An 18,769-nucleotide genomic window follows, 5' to 3' on the forward strand; every position below is an offset into this window, starting at 1 on the left:
TCAGCCGAGGCCGGCGTGGCGGGCCCAGCGCTCGGGGTCGTCGCGGACCAGGCGGGCGCGGGTCTTCACCCGGTAGCGCCACACCTGCACGAGCCCGAGTCCCCACAGGACGTACTGGAAGCTCATGGCGGCCTTGTAGTTCTGGTCGGTGTGGTCGAGGATCACGCCCACCGCGACCACGGTGACCAGGCTGGCCAGGAATCCCGCCTGGTTGACGATCCCGGTCGCGGCGGAGAGCCGGTCCACCGGGTTCGAGGTGCGCACGAGGTCGAAGCCGATCATGGCGGCGGGTCCACCGACGCCCACCGCGATCACCAGCACGACGAGCATCCAGCGGGGCGCGTCGCCGGGCCACGCGAGGACCGCCGTCCACGCGGCCATGATCGCCAGGACGATGCCCATGACGAGGGTGGAGCGGTGCCACGGATGGCTCGCGATGAAGCGGCCGAGCACGGGTCCGGCGAACATGACGGCGACGACCATCACGGTCAGCAGCGTGCCCGCGAAGTTCTCCGAGGTGTGCTCGCCCTCGACGAAGAACGGGTAGCCCCACAGCAGACCGAGCACGGTCGAGCTGAACTGCGTGACGAAGTGCATCCAGAACCCGAGCCGGGTGCCGGGGTGCTCCCACGAGTCGGCCAGCGACCGCCGGATGTTCGTCCACGACAACGCCGGCCCGCGCACCGAGCGCGAGTGCGGCTCGTCGCGCACGCGCAGCAGCACCGCGAGCGTGATGATCAGGCCGAACGAGGCGGCCAGGAGGTACGCCCGCGTCCAGCCGAACGTGCTGAGGGCCCAGGTCATCGGCACCGCGGCGATGATCGCGCCCAGCTGCCCGATCGGGCCGGTCATCAGCGTGATCTGCGGGATCTGGCGTGGCGAGAACCACGAGGTCACGAGGCGCAGCAGGCACACGAAGGTCATCGCGTCGCCCATGCCGACGAAGAACCGGGCCACGAGCGCGGTCGGGTAGGACTCGGCGAACGCGAACGCCGTCTGCGACAGCGTGAGGAGCACCGCGCCGGCCAGCATGACGGCACGCGGGCCGAACCGGTCGACCGCGAGCCCCACCGGAATCTGCATGCCGGCGTAGACCAGCAGCTGCAGCATCACGAACGCCGAGAGCTGCGCGGCGCCGATGTCGAAGCGCTCGGAGGCGACGAGGCCGGCGACGGCCAGCGAGGAGCGGTGGAAGACCGCGAGCAGGTAGGCGGCCAGCCCGATCAGCCAGACGGTGTAGGCGCCCGGATGGTGTCGGTCCTGGACGCTCACCGATCCAGTGTGCGCCTGCAGCGCTGGGCGTGACGTTTCGGGGGTCGATTCGCGCCTTTCACCCCGCGAACGTCACGCCCAGTGCTTCAGAAGGCCAGCGCCAGGCCCGGGTCCTCGAGGATCGCGGCGACGTCGGCGAGGAAGCGCGAGGCCTGCTCGCCGTCGGCGACGCGGTGGTCGAACGTGACCGCGAGCGTCGTGACCCAGCGCGGGACGACCTCGTCGCCCACGACCCACGGCCGCTTCGCGACCTGGCCGAGCGCGAGGATCCCCGACTGTCCCGGCGGCAGGATCGGCGTGCCGCCGTCGATCCCGAAGACGCCGATGTTCGTCAGTGTGAACGTGCCGCCGGCCATCTGGTCGGGCTGGATCCGCCCGGCGCGCGCGGTGGCGACGAGCTCGTCGATCGCGCGACCGAGGTCGGGCAGCGCCAGGCCGTCGGCCTCGCGCACGACCGGCACCACGAGCCCCCGCTCGGTGGCCGCCGCGATGCCGAGCCCCACCGAGGCGGGGTGCTCGATCGTGGACTCGTTCCACCGGGCGTGGAGGTCGGGTGTGCGACGCAGGGCGAGGCAGACCGCGCGGGCCGTCAGCAGTGTCGTGGTGACCCGGACGCCCTCGAACCGCCGGTCGCGCTTGAGCCGCTCGACGAGGTCGACCGAGGCCGACACGTCGACCGTGACCCACTCGGTGGCCTGGGGGACGGCGACCGAGGCGATCATCGCCTCGGCCGTCGCCCGCCGCACCCCCGAGACCGGAGCCGCGGTGACGGCGTCGGCGCCGTGGCCGCGGGCGAACGCCTCGACCTCCGCACGCGTGACGACCGCACCGCTGGACGGCACCTGGGTCAGGTCGACGCCGAGGTCCTTCGCGAGCTTGCGCACCGGCGGCTTGGCCAGCACGCGCACCGAGGCGCGCGGGGCGCTCTCGGCCGCAGGCGTGGCGCGGTTCCGCCGGCGGCGGCGACCCGTGCTCGGACCGTAGCCGACGAGGACCTCGAGCCTCTTCTCCTCCGGTGCGGGCGCCTCGACGGGCTCCTCCGCGACGGGCGTGGCGGTGGCCTCACCCGACCCGATCCGCACGATCGGCGTGCCGACCGAGACGGTCTGGCCCTCGGAGACCAGCAGCTCCTCGACCCGGCCCGCGAACGGACTGGGCAGCTCGACGATCGACTTCGCCGTCTCGATGTCGACGAGCGGCGCGTTGACCGCGACCTCGTCGCCGACCTTGACGTGCCACGTGACGATCTCGGCCTCGGTGAGGCCCTCGCCGACGTCGGGCAGGCGGAACTCTCCGGACGTGAGCGTGCTCATCAGAACTCCCCCGTGACGTCGACGGCGTCGAGGATCCGCTCGACGCTGGGCAGGTGGTCGTGCTCGACCCGGCAGGGCGGGTAGGGCATGTCGTAGCCCGTGACGCGCTGCACCGGGGCCTCCAGCGAGTAGAAGCACTCCTGCGTGATCCGCGTGGCCAGCTCGGCACCGAGGCCGAGCGTGCGCGCGGCCTCGTGCACCACGACGACGCGACCCGTGCGCTTCACCGAGTCCATCACCGGACCGAGGTCCAGCGGCGACAGCGAGCGCAGGTCGATGACCTCGAGCGACGCCTCGGCCTCGTCGGCCGCGGCCAGGCACGTCTTCACGACCGGGCCGTAGCCCACGACCGTGACGTCGGAGCCCTCGCGGGCGACGCGGCTCTGGTGCAGGCCGATGCCGGCCTCGTCGCCGACCTCGCCGGTGTCCCAGTAGCGCTGCTTCGGCTCCAGGAAGATCACCGGGTCGTCCGACGCGATCGCCTGGCGCATCATCCAGAAGGCGTCGTGCGCGTTCGACGGCGTCACCACCGTGAGCCCCGGCGTCATGACGAACTGCGCCTCGGGGCTCTCGGAGTGGTGCTCGACCGCGCCGATCCCACCGCCGTAGGGGATCCGGATGACGAGCGGCACCTTCACGGCGCCCTCGCTGCGGAACCGGAGCCGCGCCACCTGGTTCACGATCTGGTCGTAGGCCGGGTAGACGAACCCGTCGAACTGGATCTCCACGACCGGGCGGAAGCCGCGGTAGGCCATGCCGACCGCGGCGCCGACGATGGCGGACTCGGCCAGCGGCGTGTCCATCACCCGCTGGTCGCCGAAGTCCTTCTGCAGGCCGTCGGTGACGCGGAAGACGCCGCCGAGCCGGCCGATGTCCTCGCCCATCAGGACGACCTTCGCGTCGTCGTCCATCGCTGCTCGCAGGCCCGCGTTGAGGGCCTTGCCGATGCTCAGCTCCATGACCGCACCTCCTCGCGCTGGGCCACCAGCTCCGGTGGCAGGTCGGCGTACACGTGCTCGAAGAGCTCCGCGAGATCGGGATCGGGCAGGTTGCGGCAGACGTCGCGCAGGTGGGCGCCGAGCTCGTCGGCCTCGGCCTGGACTCGAGCGTCGAACTCGGCGAAGCCGGGGTCGGTGCGCTCGAGCAGGGTCCGGAGTCGCAGCAGCGGGTCGCGCTCGGCCCACGCGTCGGCCTCGTGCGGGTCGCGGTAGCGGCTGGGGTCATCCGACGTGGTGTGCGCGCCCATCCGGTAGGTGACCGCCTCGATGAGGGTGGGCCCGCCGCCCGAGCGCGCCTTCGCCAGCGCCTCGGAGGTGACCTGGTGCACCGCGAGCACGTCGTTGCCGTCCACCCGGACGCCCTCGAAGCCGAAGCCCGCGGCCCGCTGCGCGATCGGCACGCGGGTCTGGCGCTCCAGCGGGATGCTGATCGCGTAGTGGTTGTTCTGGCAGAAGAAGACGACCGGCGCGTGGTACGACGCGGCCCAGGCGAAGGCCTCGTTCGTGTCGCCCTGACTGGTGGCGCCGTCGCCGAAGTACGTGACGACCGCGTCCTCCTTGCCCTCGAGCGTGAGGCCGATGCCGTAGCCGACGGCGTGCAGCGTCTGGGCGCCGATGATGATCGCCGGCAGCGCGTAGCCGTACTGGGCGGGGTCCCAGCCGCCCAGGCTCGTGCCGCGGAAGAGGCCGAGCAGCAGCGCCGGGTCGAGTCCGCGGCACCACGCGACGGCGTGCTCGCGGTAGGACGGGAAGACGAAGTCGTTCGGCGCGAGGGCGCGGCCGCTGCCGATCTGGGCGGCCTCCTGGCCGAGCATCGGGGCCCACAGCCCCAGCTCGCCGTGCCGCTGCAGGGCGAACGCCTCGGAGTCGATGCGCCGGGCGAGCACGAGGTCTCGGTGAAACCCGCGCAGGTCCTCGGGGGTGAAGTCGTGCGCCGCGACGAGCTCTCCGTCTGGCGCCAGGGTCTGGGAGATGGGTAGGCCCATGACTGCCTCCTTGCCGGGGGCGGGATCACCGCCCTCATGACACGGCCAGCGCTCGATGGTGGTGAGCGCGCGACCGTCGATGTGACAGGCATCACATCTGATCCGAGGCTAGCAGGTGCGGCGGTGCCCCCGGCGGGCGACCGAACGAGGTTTCCTGTCACTTCGCGAGGTTCGCGAACCTCGCGAAGTGACAGTTTCCCCGGTTAACCGGGGAAACCGGCGGGGTCGTCAGCGCCGGAACGCGGCGGCGCGCGCGAGGAAGGCGTCGTTGATCTCGGGCGTGCCGATGGTGACGCGGACGCCCCCGGGGAAGGGGCGCACCGAGATCGGGTGGGCGTGCTCGGCGAACTCGGCCGAGCGCTCGCCGAGCGGCAGCCACACGAAGTTGGCGTGGCTCGACGGCACGTCCCAGCCCTGCTCGCGCAGCGCGTCGAACACGCGAGTGCGCTCGGCGACGACCGCCTCGACGCGCTCCTCCAGCTCGGCCTGCGCCTCGAGGGAGGCCAGCGCCGCCGCCTGCGCGATGTCGGTGACGCCGAACGGCGGCAGCGCCTTGCGGATCGCCTCGGTGATCGCGGGGTGGGCCATCGAGTAGCCGATCCGCAGGCCCGCGAGTCCGTACGCCTTCGAGAACGTCCGCAGCACGACGACGTTCGCGTGGCGCGCCAGCGCGGCGGCGCCCGCGAGCGCGTCGGGGTCGCGCACGAACTCCACGTACGCCTCGTCGACGACCACCAGCACGGTGGTCGGCACGCGCGCCATGAACTCCTCGAACTCGGCCTCGGTGACGACCGGGCCCGTCGGGTTGTTCGGGGTGCAGACCAGCACGACCTTCGTGCGCTCGGTGATCGCGTCGGCCATCGCCGGCAGGTCGTGGCGGTGGTCGGCGGTCAGCGGCACCCGCACCGAGGTGGCGCCGGGCAGGTCCACCGCGATCGGGTAGGCCTCGAACGAGCGCCACGGGTAGACGACCTCGTCGCCCGGCCCGCACCACGCGTCGAGCAGGCCGAACAGCACCGAGACCGACCCGGTGCCGAACGCGAAGTGGTCGGTCGACAGCCCGTGGCGCTCGGCGAGCGCCTCGCCCAGCGCGGTCACGCCGGGATCGGGGTAGCGGTTCATCCGCGCGAGCCCCGCGGCGGCGCGCTCGACGACACCGGGCAGCGGGGGGAACGGGTTCTCGTTGCTCGAGAGCTTGTGGCTCTCGTCGAGGGCCGGACGGCCCGGGCGGTAGGCCGGGATGGCGGCCAGGACCTGGCGGGGTCGGGGGTCGGTCATGGCATGACCTTACGACCGCCGGGTCACCCCCACCGACCGCCCGGCCGGTGCGAGAATCGTCCGGTGTCCCAGCCCCACGTGCGCCTCGGGTTCGCGCTCGTCGTCACCGCGGCGGTGTTCTTCGGCATCAACGCCGGCGTCACCCGCATCCCGATGGAGGCGGGCCTGCCGACCTCGACGTACACGACGATCCGCGTCACCTTCGCGTTCCTGACGTTCCTCGTGCTCGCGGTGGCGTTCGACCGCTCGGCCCTGCGTCCGCCGCGTGGCCGCGACCTGCTGCTGATCGTCGCGCTCGGCGTCGTGGGCGTCGCGTTCGTGCAGTGGACCTACAACGTCGCGATCATGCGACTGCCGATCGGCGTGGCGCTGCTGCTGGAGTACCTCGCACCCGTGCTGGTGGTGCTCTGGGTGAGGTTCGTCCGCCGCGAGCCCGTGCACCCGCGCGTGTGGCCGGCCATCGGGCTGGCCCTCGTGGGACTCGCGCTCGTCGGCCGTGTCTGGGACGGGCTGAGCCTCGACGGGATCGGCGTGCTGGTGGCGCTCGCGGCCGCCGTCTGCTTCGCCGCCTACTTCCTCATCGGCGAGGAGCTGACCGCCACCTCGGCCGAGCCGCTGACCGCGCTGCGCACCGTGGTCTGGTCGTTCGGCGTCGGCGCGATCGTCATGAACCTGCTGGGCGGCTGGGAGGGCTCGAGCGCCCTCGCTCACGACGCCTCGATGCTCGGCCGCCTCTCCGAGTTCACGATTCCCGCATGGGCCGCGATGGTCTTCGTCGTCGTGTGCGGCACCGTGCTGCCGTTCTTCCTCTACCTCGCGTCGCTGCGCCACCTCTCGAGCTCGAAGGCGTCGGTGACGGCCATGCTCGAGCCCGTCGTCGCGGTGATCGTCGGGTGGCTCTGGTTCTCCGAGACGCTCGACCTGCTGCAGACGATCGGGGTCCTCGCGGTGGTGTCCGGCATCGTGCTCGCGCAGACGGCGCGCCATGTCCCGGCGGAGGAACTGCCTCCACCCCTCTAGGGTGAGACGCATGGAACGCTTCCTGTCCTCCTGGTTCGTCAGCAGCGTCGCGCTCGCCCTCGCAGCCCTTCTGCTCGGCAGCCACATGACGATCGGCGACGCCGACGAGACCACCGTCAACCGCGTCCTGGCGCTCGTGATCGTGGGCCTGGTGTTCACGCTCGTGCACCTGTTCGTCGGCCAGATCGTCAAGCTGCTCACGCTGCCGTTCATCGTGCTGACGCTCGGCCTGCTGCTCGTCGTCATCAACGCGCTGCTCCTGCTGCTGACCGAGTGGATCACCTCGGCGTTCGGCGTGGAGTTCGCCGTCGACGGCTTCTGGTGGGCGTTCCTGGCCGCCATCGTCATCTCGGTCTGCCAGTCGATCCTGTCGGCGATCGTCGACTGATGCCGCGCCGCGTCGCCCTGGTCTGCCTGGGCAACATCTGCCGTTCCCCCATGGCCGACGTCGTGCTGGAGCACCAGCTCGCCGAGGCCGGCGTCGACGACGTCGAGGTGTCCTCCTCGGGCACCGGCGACTGGCACGTGGGACAGCCGATGGACGAGCGCGCCGCCGCCACCCTGACCGCGGCCGGCTACGACGCCTCGCGCCACCGCGCCCGCACGTTCACCGCCGACTGGTTCGACGAGCAGGACCTCATCCTCGTGATGGACTCCTCGAACCAGGCCGACGTGCTGGCCCTCGCGGCCTCGGACGACCACCGCACGAAGGTGCGGATGTACCGATCCTTCGACCCCGAGGCCGACTCGCCCGACGCCGAGGTGCCCGATCCCTGGTACGGCGGACCCGAGGGCTTCGACGAGGTCCTCGCGATGGTCGAGCGCACCACGCGCGAGATCGTCCGTCACCTCGCCGACACCGCGTGACCACGCCCTGCCTGCGGCTCGTCACGCCGGACGACGCCGACGAGCTCGCCGCGGTCTACGTGGAGAACCGGGAGTTCCTCGCGCCTTGGGAGCCCGTCCGCGAGGACGAGTTCTTCGAGTCCGACAGCCAGCGCGCCGCGATCGAGCGCATGCTCGACGAGCACGCGGCCGACCGGATGGTCCCGTTCGTGATCCTGGGACCCGCCGGCGAGATCGCGGGACGGCTCACGCTCAACAACGTCGTCCGCGGGGCCTTCCAGTCGGCGTCGGTGGGCTACTGGGTGCGCGAGGACCTGAACGGCCGCGGCCTGGCCACCCGCGCCGCTCGTGAAGCGGTCGACCACGCCTTCACGGCGCTGGGTCTGCACCGGCTGGAGGCCGGGACCCTCCTGCACAACGTGGCCTCCCAGACGGTCCTGCGACGGGCCGGGTTCGCCCCGTTCGCCGTCGCGCCCGAGTACCTGAGGATCGCCGGACGCTGGCAGGACCACCTGCTGTTCCACGCGTTCGCGCCATCCCCGCGTCCCTGACCGCTGAGGGCTCCGCACTGGTCACCGGGCGGTAAGTTCAGGGCATGGCACGAATGGCGGGAACCGCGGCGTTGGCCGAGCAGCTGCTGGAGGTCGCCGTGGTGTCGACGACCTCGGTGGCCGGCGGCGACATCTGCACCACGACGCGACTGCGACTCACCGACGGGCGCAGCGCCGTCATCAAGACCCGCCCCCAGGCCCCCGCGGGCTTCTTCACCACCGAGGCCGAGGGTCTGCGCCGGCTGCGCACCGCCGGTGGCGCCCCCGTGCCCGAGGTCCTCGCGGCCGACGACGAGTGCATCATCCTGGCCTGGATCGAGCCCACGAAGCCCTCGGTCGACCTCGCCGAGTCGCTCGGGCGCAACCTGGCCGCGACGCACTCCTCCGGCGTGGGCGGCTTCGGCGCCGACCACGACGGCTGGATCGGTCTGGCCCCGCTGCCCAACCGCCCCTCCCCGACGTGGGAGGAGTTCTACGCCGGCCGCCGCGTCATGCCCTACGTGAAGGCCGCCGCCGACCGTGGCTCGCTGTCGCTCGAGCAGGCCGCCGTGATCGAGAAGGCGATGAAGCGGCTGCCGTCGCTCACCGCCGATCCCGAGCCCCCGGCGCTGCTGCACGGCGACCTCTGGTCGGGCAACCTCGTGTGGTCGTCCGACGGCGTCCACCTGGTCGACCCGGCCGTCCACGGCGGCCACCGCGAGACCGACCTCGCGATGCTCTCGCTGTTCGGCGCGCCCCACCTGCAGCGGATCCTCGACGCGTACCACGAGGCCGCTCCCCTGCAGGACGGCTGGATGGACCGTGTCCCGCTGCACCAGCTGCACCCCCTGCTCGTGCACGCCGTGATGTTCGGCGGCGCCTACGGGGCGCGAGCCGCGGCTGCCGCCCAGAGCCTGCTCGACGGCCGGGCGTGACGGCATGAGGATCCTCGTCGTCGACGACGACCGCGCGGTGCGCGACTCGCTGCGTCGGTCCCTGGAGTTCAACGGCTACACGGTCGAGGTCGCCGGCGACGGCGCCGAGGCCCTCGCGAAGGTCGCCCAGTCGGGCCCCGACGCGATCGTGATGGACGTGATGATGCCGCGCCTGGGCGGGCTCGACGCCACCAAGGCGCTGCGCGCCGCCGGCAACGACGTGCCGATCCTCGTCCTCACGGCGCGCGACGCCGTGAGCGACCGCGTGGACGGCCTCGACGCGGGCGCCGACGACTACCTGACCAAGCCGTTCGCGCTCGAGGAGCTGCTCGCCCGCGTGCGCGCCCTGCTGCGGCGCGGCGGCCGCGCGCGCGACGACCTCGACGACGAGCCGGCGCTCACCTTCGCCGACCTCACGCTCGACCCGAACACCCGCGAGGTGCGCCGCGGCGAGCGCTCGATCTCGCTCACCCGCACCGAGTTCGCGCTGCTGGAGCTGTTCATGCAGCGGCCCAAGCGCGTGCTCGAGCGCTCGTTCATCCTCGAGGAGGTGTGGGGCTTCGACTTCCCCACCACCGCCAACTCGCTGGAGGTCTACGTCGGCTACGTCCGGCGCAAGCTCGAGGCCGAGGGCGAGTCGCGGCTGCTGCACACCGTCCGCGGCGTCGGGTACGTGCTGCGGGAGACGCCCCCGTGACCATCCTCGACCGGGTCCATGCACGCGCCCACACGCTGCTGGAGCCGATCACGAAGCGACTCTCGCTCGCCGGCCGCGTCGCCCTGCTGACCACCGCGGCCGTCGCCACGGTCCTGACGATCATCAGCATCAGCATCTTCGTCCTCGTGCGCCAGGAGGTCGTCGGCGCGCTCGACGACTCGATGATCAAGCGCGCCAACCAGGCCGTGAAGGCCGGCTACACGCCGCAGAACCTCACGGTCGACGAGGCGAACATCCTGGCCATCGCCGGCATCCAGCTGCTGACGATCAAGAGCGGCGGCGGCGAGTTCCTCGTGCACTCCGAGGACGCGTTCCCCTACGACAACCGCGAGCGCGAGGTGGCGCTCGGCATCGCCGAGACCTCGGCCCGCACGGCGCACGTCGACGGCGTCACGTACCGCGTCGTCGCGGTCCAGGCCGGTCCCGGGCAGGCGTTCATGCTGGCGCAGTCGATGGAGTCCACGCGGCGCGCGCTCGAGCGGCTCACGGTCGTGCTGGTGCTGTCCACGCTGTCCGGCATGATCCTGGCCGGCGTCGCGGGCTGGGCCGTCGCCAGCAACGGCCTGCGGCCCGTGCGCCGCCTGACCAGCGCCATCGAGCGCGTCGCCGAGACGCAGGAGCTCACCCCGATCGACGTCCCCGGCAAGGAGGACGAGCTGGCCCGGCTGACCCGCTCGTTCAACGCCATGCTGCTGGCCCTCGACGCCACGCAACGCCGCGAGCGCCAGCTCATCGCCGACGCGGGCCACGAGCTGCGCACGCCGCTGACCAGCCTGCGCACCAACATCGATCTGCTCCGCCAGGCCAGCAGCCAGCCCGAGCGCCGGCTCGACGCCACCGCCTACCGCGAGCTCATCGACGACGTGGGCGCCCAGCTCGACGAGCTCTCCACGCTCGTCAGCGACCTCACCGAGCTGGCCCGCGACGAGCCCCTGCACCGCGACCCCGAGCCGCTCGACCTGGCCGACGTGGTGCGACGGGCGATCGACCGTGTCGAGCTGCGCGCCGCGAGCGCCACGTTCGACGTGCTGCTCGAGCCCACGTGGGTCGTCGGCGACAGCCAGCTGCTCGAGCGCGCGGTCACGAACCTGCTCGACAACGCCGTGAAGTGGAGCCCGCCGGACGGCACCGTGCGGGTGCGGCTGAGCCACGGCACCGTCACCGTGGCCGACGAGGGCCCGGGCATCGCGCCGGAGGACCAGCCGCGCGTGTTCGACCGCTTCTACCGCTCCACCGAGGCGCGCACGCTGCCCGGCTCGGGCCTCGGCCTGGCCATCGTGCGACGCGCGGCCGACCGCCACGGCGGCACCGTGAGCGTCACCTCCGTCCCCGGCGAGGGCGCCACGTTCACGTTCCGGATCCCTCCGGACGAGGCGTGACCCCGGGAGCGGTGAGTCCTCAACCGATAGGGACCTCGATACGGTTGACGACGCACCGCCAGCGCGCGGGAAGGGTTGACAGCTCACCGCTCAGCCAGGGTGTCGGAGCCCGGAGTCTGAAGGTGGCGCCCAGCACGTTCACAAGCAACTCTCAGGTCCTCGCGGGAAGGTTGAACCATGACAGACCAGCGTGATCCGTACGCCGACCGCCCCTACGTGCCCCCGACGGCGCCGCAGGAGCCGCAGCAGCCCGCGCAGCGGGCCGAGACCGGTTGGCCCTTCTCCGAGCCCCGTGCCGATGAGCACCGTGCCGAGGAGACCCGCGTTGAGGAGCCTCGCGCCGACGAGCGCCCCGTCGATCCGTGGGCGACCACGGACGACCACGAGCCGACCGTGTCGGTGAACGAGCCCACCCGCACCTTCGCCGGCGCGCCCGCCGACCCGAACGGCCCCACCGGCCCGGGCGGACCCGGCGGCTCCGCCGCCTTCGGCTACCCCATGGCCTCCCCCGAGCCCCAGCCGCGCAAGAAGCGCCGCGCCGGCCGCCTCGTGGCCGCCGCCACCGGCGTCATCCTGCTGGCCGGTGCGTCCGCCGCCGGGGGCGCCGCGCTCTATGACGCGATGCAGGACGACTCCAGCACCTCGACGAGCGTCACGGGCACGTCCTTGGACCGCCCGGCCTCCTCGACCGGCGCGCAGAGCGACGTCTCGGCGGTCGCCGACGCCGTCCTGCCCGCCACGGTGAAGATCAACGTCACGGGTGGCGGCGAGTCCGGCACCGGCACCGGCGTGGTCATCAGCAAGGACGGCAGCATCCTGACGAACAACCACGTCGTCGAGGCCGCCGCGGACGGCGGTTCGATCACCGTCGCCTTCAACGACGGCCGCATCGCGAAGGCCGAGATCGTCGGCCGCGACGTGGCCACCGACGTCGCGGTCATCAAGGCCGAGGGCGTCAGCGACCTGCCCGCCGCCACGCTGGGCGACTCCAAGCAGGTCAAGGTCGGCCAGACCGTCGTGGCGATCGGCTCCCCGTTCGGCCTCGAGTCCACGGTCACCACCGGCATCGTCTCGGCCCTCAACCGTCCGGTCTCCCCCGGCGACCAGAGCGCTGACGGCCCCAGCACGACGTTCCCCGCGATCCAGACCGACGCCGCGATCAACCCGGGCAACTCGGGTGGCCCGCTGGTCAACCTCGAGGGCCAGGTCATCGGCATCAACTCGGCCATCAACACCGGCGGCCAGGGCAACGGCTCGGTCGGCCTGGGCTTCGCGATCCCGATCAACCTGGTCAACAACGTGGCCACGCAGATCCTCGACGGCGACACCGTGGAGCACGCCCAGATCGGCGTCCAGGTGCGCAGCGCCACCGGCGACGACCAGGTCACGACGATCGGCGCGGAGATCGGCGAGGTCAGCTCGGGCGGCGCCGGCGACAAGGCGGGCCTGAAGGCCGGCGACATCGTCACCAAGGTCGACGGCAACCCGGTCTCCGACAACCAGGCGCTGGTCGCCACGGTGCGCGGCTACAAGCCCGGCGACACGATCGAGCTGACCGTGCTGCGGGGCGACAAGACCCAAGAGATCGAGGTCGAGCTGGGCAGCGACGGCGGAGCCGCCGCCCGCGCCCAGGAGTGACGCTCAGCCCAGCAGCGCAGCGGTGAGGTCGCGCAGGATGGCGTAGCCGTTCTGCGTGAGCACCGACTCGGCGTGGAACTGGATCCCGCGGTAGTGAGGCCCGGCCACCAGGTGGATGTCACCGGTGGCCGGGTCCGTCTGCGCCGTGACCCCCTCGGGCAGGCCCGACTCCGGGACGCGGCCGACGAACGTGTTGTAGAAGCCCACGGTCTCGGTGCGGTCCAGCACCGGCAGCGCGCTCTGCGTGCCCTGGAAGACGATGTCCTTGTAGTCCAGGTCGAGCCCGAGCTCGTGGCACAGCGTCTGGTGGCCCAGGCAGATCGACAGGAACGGCTGCTCCCGCTCGAGCAGGCGGCGGGTGGCACGGCGCAGCACGGCGATCTTCGCGTCGTCGCCGTCGCGCGGGTCGCCCGGACCGGGACCGATCACGACGAGGTCGTGCCCGTCGAGCGCCTCCTCGGTCCACTCGTCGTGGCGGACCACGTCGGTGGTCATGCCCATCACGCCGAAGACGTGCGACAGCATGTTGACGAAGTCGTCCTCGCCGTCGAGCACCACGACCCGCTTGCCCTCGAGCGCGGGTGTGGGCGCCGTGCCCGACTGGTCGCTGAGCCAGAACTGGCTGAGCCGCTGGTTGCGCGAGCCGAGCGCGATGAGCACGTCGTCCTCGCGGGTGAACGCGTCGAAGCCCTCCACGGGCTCGGGCGCGGCCTCGACCAGGCCGAACGCGCTCAGCACGCCCGAGGCCTTGGCCCACGTCTCGTTCGTCTCGTAGTCCGCGTCGGAGTCGCGCACGAGCGTGGCGCCCGCCGTGACCGTGAGGTGGCCGTCGAGGTCGACGTCGGCCGTGCGGATGAGGATGGGGGCGTCGAGCCGGGCCGTGCCGTTCTCGTCCCGACCGACGAGCGCGGCCACGCTGGCGTAGTAGCCGCGACCCTGCGGCTCGTACTGCTTGATGAGGCGGCAGGCGTTCTCCACGGGGCTGCCCGTGACGGTGGCGGCGAACATCGAGTCGCGCAGGATGTCGCGCGGGTCGCGGTCGGTGCGGCCGGCCAGCAGGTACTCGGTGTGCACGAGGTGGCTCATCGGCTTGAGGTACGGACCCAGCACGAGGCCACCCTCGTGGCACAGGTCGCACATCATCTTGAGCTCCTCGTCGACGACCATGAAGAGCTCGTAGATCTCCTTCTCGTCGGACAGGAACTTCAGCAGCTCGCGCTTGCGGTCGGCGTGGGTCTCCAGGCCCCGCATGCGGAACGTGCCGCTGATCGGGTTCATCCGGAGCTGGCCGTCGTCGAGGCTGACGTGCCGCTCGGGGCTCGCGCCGATCAGGTAGCGGTCCCCGGTGAAGATGCAGAAGGTCCAGAAGGCGCCGCGCTCGCGCTCGAGCAGGCGGCGGAAGACGGTGAGCGCCTTGGCGTGGTCCCAGTCGGACACGGTGGCGCGGTAGCGGCGGCCGATGACGAGGTTCGCGCCCTCGCCCTGGCCGATCTCGTCGTCGATGATGCGGCGCACCATCGCGGCGTAGTCCTCGTCGGAGGTCTCGAAGCCGCCGCGGTCGGCGAGGTCGATCGCGCCGTTCGGCAGCACCTCGAGCAGGTCGGCGAGGGCGACGTCGTGGTTCGAGCGCGCCTCGATCACCGACAGGGGCGTGCCGTCCTGGTGGGCCTCGAAGCCGCGCTCGGCGACCTGGGCGAACGGGACGACGACGAGGTGGTCCCAGGCGGGGCCGGGGCCCTCGGCGAGCGGGATGTCGGCCAGCCGCTCGATGTCGGTGCGCGGGCCGCCCAGGAGCGTGACGCGATCGGCCTCGCGCCCGCGGATCAGCGCGAACGCCGGCTGAGCCAGCACGTCGTCGAGGAGCTCTTTCGTCATCGTGGTCTTCTTCCCGCGGTCGGACGAACGACGCCCAGACCGCCATGTGGGGGTCTGGGCGTGGGTACGTCGACAGTCCTCCTCAGCGGAGGGGCCACCAGGTGCTGGTCGTCGACATGCGCACAGCGTAGCGGGCCCCGGGCGTGCCCCGGCGATCGAGTGGCCGGGGCAACACCGGAGTCAGTCGGCGACGGGGACCGGGAGGGTCGTGTAGTCGCCGACGTCGATGACGGCGCCGGGCTTGAAGGTGACGATCTGCAGGCCGACGACGCGGCCGGCCTCGAAGGTCAGCACGGCCACCTGCGCGTCGCGGCGCAGCTTGGTGCCGAGCGCGAACGCGTAGACCGCGCCGCCCGTGGAGCCGATCGACACCTCGGTGGAGGTGCCCTGCGGGCCCTCGGTGCTGGTGGGGCCGACCTGGCGGTGCAGGTGCCCGCTGATGGCGAGGTCGACGCAGCCCTCCTGCACGGTGCGCTTGGCCGACGCGGCGCTGTGCGTGACCATGAGCGACACCTCGCCGTCCTCGCACGCGGCCTCGGCCAGCTTCTCGCTCTGCTCGGTGATCGCGGCGATGTTGTCGCCCTCGTTGCCGTTGTAGCCGGCGGTCAGGCCCGAGCTGCGTGGGTCGCTCTCACCGATCATGCGGATGCCCTCGACATCGGTGGGCTCGCCGTCGAACACGAGGAAGTCGTTGCGCTCCATCTCGCGCAGGATGTACTTGCCGGTGTCGTGGTTGCCCGCGACGGCGAGGATCGGCAGGTCCTCGAAGGTCTGGCGCAGCGACTTGATGCTGAACGCCTCCCACGAGGCGCCGTTCGACGTGTCGTCGCCCATGTCGATGACGAACGACGCGTCGGCGGCGCGGGCCACCTCGCGGGCGACGGGGTCCATGCCGATGTTGTCGTGACGGTCGGTGACGACGAGTGCGGTGGTCTGGCCCGGCTCGGGCGCGCGGACGGGAACGTCCTTGGCCTTCTCGGCGAGCGAGGAGTAGAACGCCAGCGACTCCTCGTAGGTGTCGAGCGCACCCTGGACGATGGCCTTGCTGGTGGCGGTGGCGGCGCCGCGCGAGATCTCCACGTGGGCGAGCCGCGCCTCGTCGGGCAGCTCGGGGAACTCCTGCCGGATCGGCACCCACGCGACCTCGCGCTTCGTGCTGGGGTCGGGCGCGTAGGCCATGACGGCGCCGAGCACCACGATCGCGAGCACGCCGCCGACGAGGGCGGTGCGCGGCTCGGGTGGCCACTGGTCGCGCAGCTCGCGGCGGCGGCGCGGCCCGACTGCCACCCAGCCGACGCCCACGACGACCATCGCGATGACGCCGGCGGCCAGGCCGCGCTGGAGCGCCGCCAGGCCCATCTCGGTGATCTCCGAGGTCATCGCCGCGATCTCGCCCTCGGGCTGGCTGGCGATCGCCGCGTCCTGCGCCAGGACGCGCTCGAGGTCGGTGTCGGGGCTGTCGCGCAGGACCACCTGGGCGCCGATGCCCAGCAGCGCGTCGGACGGCATCCGCAGCTCGGGCAGCAGGGGCCCGGCGACGATCGTGACGTGCCCGTCGAACGTGGGACGCGCGGTGGCGTTGTGGGCGCCGATCGTGACGGTGCGCTCGGTGTCGACGAACGTGGCGGCCGTGACCGGCACCGCCACCGCGAGGCCGACGCCCAGCAGGGCCAGACCCGCGACGATCCGGTTCACTCGGCCACCCGATCGAGCCACGTGCGGCTGGTGCCGACCGTGACGAGGCGCTGGGTGGCGCGCGTGAGCACGACGTAGAGGGTGCGCCAGCCGGCGGCGGCCTCGGTGACCACGCCGTCGGCGTCGACCAGCACGACGCCGTCGAACTCGAGGCCCTTCGTGTCGAGCGGGTCGAGCACGCGCAGGCGCTCGTCCTGCGGCATCACGGCGCGCAGCCGGTCGAGGCGGCCCGAGGGCGCGACGACCGCGACCGTGCCGTCGACCTGGCCCAGCATCGCGGTGGTCTCGGCGACCGCGCGGTCGAGCAGCTCGTCCGGGGCGACGACCTCGTGACGGGGGTCGAGGCCCGTGCGGCGGACCGCGTCGGCGAGGTCGGGGTGGGCGATCGCGTGGCGGGCGACCTGCGCGGCGAACTCGTAGATCTCGGCGGAGTTGCGGTAGTTCGTCGACAGCCGGAAGCGGTGGACGGCGAGCGTGCCGAGGGCCTCGTCGCGGGCGGCCGCGGACTCGGCGGGGACGGGCCACGAGGACTGCGCCTCGTCGCCGACGATCGTCCAGCTGGCGGTGCGGCCGCGGCGGCCGAGCATCCGCCACTGCATGGGCGACAGGTCCTGCGCCTCGTCGACCAGCACGTGGGCGAAGCCCTCGTCGTCGATGCTGCCGGTGGCCTGGATGCGGTCCTCGCGCTCGCGCTGCTCGAAGCTCATCAGCTGCTTCGGCGACGCCCAGTCGTCCTCGGTGCGCACAGGCGCCTCGCCCAGCAGGTGGCGCAGCTCGTCGATGAGCGGGATGTCCTCGATCGTGGGCTCGTCGGCCCACTCGCGGCGCAGCACCTGCTGCTCGAACGAGGTGAACAGGTCGGAGGCGACCTCGCCCAGACGCGAGGGCACGGTGCGCCACACGTCGACCGGGTCGAGCTCGGGCCACCACGACTCGACGAAGTCCTCGAAGGCCTCGTCACCGTCGAGGTGGTCGCCGAACGCCTCCTCGCCGCGGTCGAGCGCACGGTCGCCGGTGACCTTGTCCCACAGCGCCTTCACGAGCTCCTCGCGCGCGGAGGACAGGGTGGTGTTGGGCAGGCCGTTCGAGAGGACGCGCTTGCGGATGCGCGCGAGGTCGGAGGCCTCCAGCACGAGCCGGTCGTCGCGGTAGAACAGGTCGAGCCGCTGGGGCGAGCCGGGCTGCGGGGCCTTGGCGATGCGTGCGAGCGCGGTGGCCATCTGGCTCGCGCCGAGCAGCGCGGCGGCCTCGGGCGAGGCGTGCTCGGTGGCGCGGATGCCGTCGACGACCTCGCCGATCGAGCGCAGCACCACGCTGGTCTCGCCGAGGCTGGGCAGCACGCGCTCGATGTAGTTCATGAAGACGCCGGACGGGCCGACGACGAGCACGCCGCCGGACTCGAACCGGCGCCGGTCGGTGTAGAGCAGGTAGGCCGCGCGGTGCAGCGCCACGACCGTCTTGCCGGTGCCGGGGCCGCCGCCGATGATCACGGCGCCGCGGGAGGGCGCGCGGATCGCCTCGTCCTGCTCCTTCTGGATCGTGGCGACGACCGAGTGCATCGAGCTGTCGCGGGCGCGGCTGAGGCTGGCCAGCAGCGCGCCCTCGCCGATCACGACCATGTCGTCGGGCGCGGCGTCGGCGTCGAGCAGCTCGTCCTCGATGCCGATCACGCGGTCGCCGCGGCAGCGCAGCACGCGCCGGCGGACGACGCCGGCCGGATCCTGCGCCGTGGCCTGGTAGAACACCGAGGCCGCCGGGGCGCGCCAGTCGACGAGGATGATCTCGCGGTCGGCGTCGCGCACGCCGATGCGGCCGATGTAGCGGGCCTCACCGCCGTCGAGGTCGAGGCGGCCGAACACCAGGCCGTCGTGGGCCGCGTGCAGGGCACTCAGCCGGCGCGAGGCCTGGTAGACCATCGCGTCGCGCTCGACCAGGCCGCCCTCGTGGCCGATGTGGCCGCGCGCCATCCCCTCGGCGACGAGCGACCGGGCCACCTTGGTGGACTCCTCCAGGCGCTCGTAGACGGTGTCGACGTACGCCTGCTCGTGCGCGAGCTCGCGTTCATCGGGAGAGGGGTTGCTCATCGACGTCCTTCGGTGGCGTGGGGGAACTCTCCATTCTAGGCACCGCGGACCAGCCGTGTGGACGCACCGCCGCGCCGCGGACGCCGTCAGGTTCTCGGGGACCGACGTATCAGCGCGCCGGTGACGGGCTCATGGGAGGCGTCGGCCACTCGGGACCGACGCAAGCGCCGCGCGGACGCCGACCGCCAAACGGGGGTCGGCC

General features: G+C 72.3%; 16 protein-coding genes. 8 read left to right on the plus strand and 8 right to left on the minus strand.

Going from position 1 to position 18,769, the window contains the following annotated elements; translation table 11 throughout:
- The 5 genes from BJ975_RS13855 to hisC all read right to left on the minus strand — a co-directional run bounded on the left by BJ975_RS13855 (position 1) and on the right by hisC (position 5,847).
- Positions 1 to 1,272, minus strand: a complete 1,272-nt coding sequence (locus tag BJ975_RS13855; RefSeq protein ID WP_179426929.1) for an MFS transporter — start codon at positions 1,270 to 1,272, stop codon at positions 1 to 3.
- A gap of 86 nt (positions 1,273 to 1,358) precedes the next feature.
- Positions 1,359 to 2,585, minus strand: a complete 1,227-nt coding sequence (locus tag BJ975_RS13860; protein ID WP_179426931.1) for a dihydrolipoamide acetyltransferase family protein — start codon at positions 2,583 to 2,585, stop codon at positions 1,359 to 1,361.
- Entirely contained in the window at positions 2,585 to 3,544 is a 960-nt protein-coding gene (locus BJ975_RS13865; RefSeq protein WP_179426933.1) for an alpha-ketoacid dehydrogenase subunit beta, read from the minus strand. Before BJ975_RS13865 ends, BJ975_RS13860 begins: the two co-directional genes overlap by 1 nt.
- A complete protein-coding gene (gene pdhA, locus BJ975_RS13870; protein ID WP_179426935.1) occupies positions 3,535 to 4,569 on the minus strand; it encodes a pyruvate dehydrogenase (acetyl-transferring) E1 component subunit alpha in 1,035 nt (344 codons plus the stop codon). The genes BJ975_RS13865 and pdhA overlap by 10 nt, the downstream gene beginning before the upstream one ends.
- 228 nt (positions 4,570 to 4,797) lie before the next feature.
- Positions 4,798 to 5,847, minus strand: coding sequence for a histidinol-phosphate transaminase (gene hisC / locus BJ975_RS13875; RefSeq protein WP_179426937.1), 1,050 nt, complete (start codon positions 5,845 to 5,847; stop codon positions 4,798 to 4,800).
- Between the two features lie 63 nt (positions 5,848 to 5,910).
- Here hisC and BJ975_RS13880 point away from each other — a divergent pair, with 63 nt between their 5' ends.
- From BJ975_RS13880 to BJ975_RS13915, 8 genes are all read left to right on the plus strand, one after another.
- A complete protein-coding gene (locus tag BJ975_RS13880; protein WP_179426939.1) occupies positions 5,911 to 6,867 on the plus strand; it encodes an EamA family transporter in 957 nt (318 codons plus the stop codon).
- 10 nt (positions 6,868 to 6,877) lie between these two features.
- The gene (locus BJ975_RS13885; RefSeq protein WP_179426941.1) at positions 6,878 to 7,255 is read left to right on the plus strand and encodes a phage holin family protein; all 378 of its coding nucleotides are present in this window, start codon (positions 6,878 to 6,880) and stop codon (positions 7,253 to 7,255) included.
- The gene (locus tag BJ975_RS13890) at positions 7,255 to 7,734 is read left to right on the plus strand and encodes a low molecular weight protein-tyrosine-phosphatase (protein ID WP_179426943.1); all 480 of its coding nucleotides are present in this window, start codon (positions 7,255 to 7,257) and stop codon (positions 7,732 to 7,734) included. Before BJ975_RS13885 ends, BJ975_RS13890 begins: the two co-directional genes overlap by 1 nt.
- A complete protein-coding gene (locus BJ975_RS13895) occupies positions 7,731 to 8,264 on the plus strand; it encodes a GNAT family N-acetyltransferase (protein WP_317628267.1) in 534 nt (177 codons plus the stop codon). Before BJ975_RS13890 ends, BJ975_RS13895 begins: the two co-directional genes overlap by 4 nt.
- A gap of 44 nt (positions 8,265 to 8,308) precedes the next feature.
- Positions 8,309 to 9,178 (plus strand): fructosamine kinase family protein, encoded by an 870-nt coding sequence (locus BJ975_RS13900; protein WP_179426945.1) that lies wholly within the window; start codon positions 8,309 to 8,311, stop codon positions 9,176 to 9,178.
- A 4-nt stretch (positions 9,179 to 9,182) separates the two neighbouring features.
- Positions 9,183 to 9,875 (plus strand): response regulator transcription factor, encoded by a 693-nt coding sequence (locus BJ975_RS13905; protein WP_179426947.1) that lies wholly within the window; start codon positions 9,183 to 9,185, stop codon positions 9,873 to 9,875.
- Entirely contained in the window at positions 9,872 to 11,275 is a 1,404-nt protein-coding gene (locus tag BJ975_RS13910) for a sensor histidine kinase (protein WP_269304792.1), read from the plus strand. The genes BJ975_RS13905 and BJ975_RS13910 overlap by 4 nt, the downstream gene beginning before the upstream one ends.
- A 177-nt stretch (positions 11,276 to 11,452) precedes the next feature.
- A complete protein-coding gene (locus BJ975_RS13915) occupies positions 11,453 to 12,913 on the plus strand; it encodes a S1C family serine protease (protein WP_223302989.1) in 1,461 nt (486 codons plus the stop codon).
- A gap of 3 nt (positions 12,914 to 12,916) precedes the next feature.
- On the opposite strand, the gene BJ975_RS13920 is transcribed toward BJ975_RS13915, so the two are convergent.
- The 3 genes from BJ975_RS13920 to BJ975_RS13930 form a co-directional block, all read right to left on the minus strand.
- The gene (locus BJ975_RS13920; RefSeq protein WP_179426949.1) at positions 12,917 to 14,788 is read right to left on the minus strand and encodes an anthranilate synthase family protein; all 1,872 of its coding nucleotides are present in this window, start codon (positions 14,786 to 14,788) and stop codon (positions 12,917 to 12,919) included.
- A gap of 180 nt (positions 14,789 to 14,968) precedes the next feature.
- Positions 14,969 to 16,483: a metallophosphoesterase family protein gene (locus tag BJ975_RS16850; protein ID WP_179426951.1), complete on the minus strand. Its 1,515-nt coding sequence runs from the start codon at positions 16,481 to 16,483 to the stop codon at positions 14,969 to 14,971.
- Positions 16,480 to 18,567: a HelD family protein gene (locus BJ975_RS13930; RefSeq protein WP_179426953.1), complete on the minus strand. Its 2,088-nt coding sequence runs from the start codon at positions 18,565 to 18,567 to the stop codon at positions 16,480 to 16,482. Before BJ975_RS13930 ends, BJ975_RS16850 begins: the two co-directional genes overlap by 4 nt.
- Between the last annotated feature and the right edge of the window lie 202 nt (positions 18,568 to 18,769).

Origin of the sequence: Aeromicrobium tamlense (assembly GCF_013408555.1) — a bacterium.
Taxonomy (GTDB): domain Bacteria; phylum Actinomycetota; class Actinomycetes; order Propionibacteriales; family Nocardioidaceae; genus Aeromicrobium; species Aeromicrobium tamlense.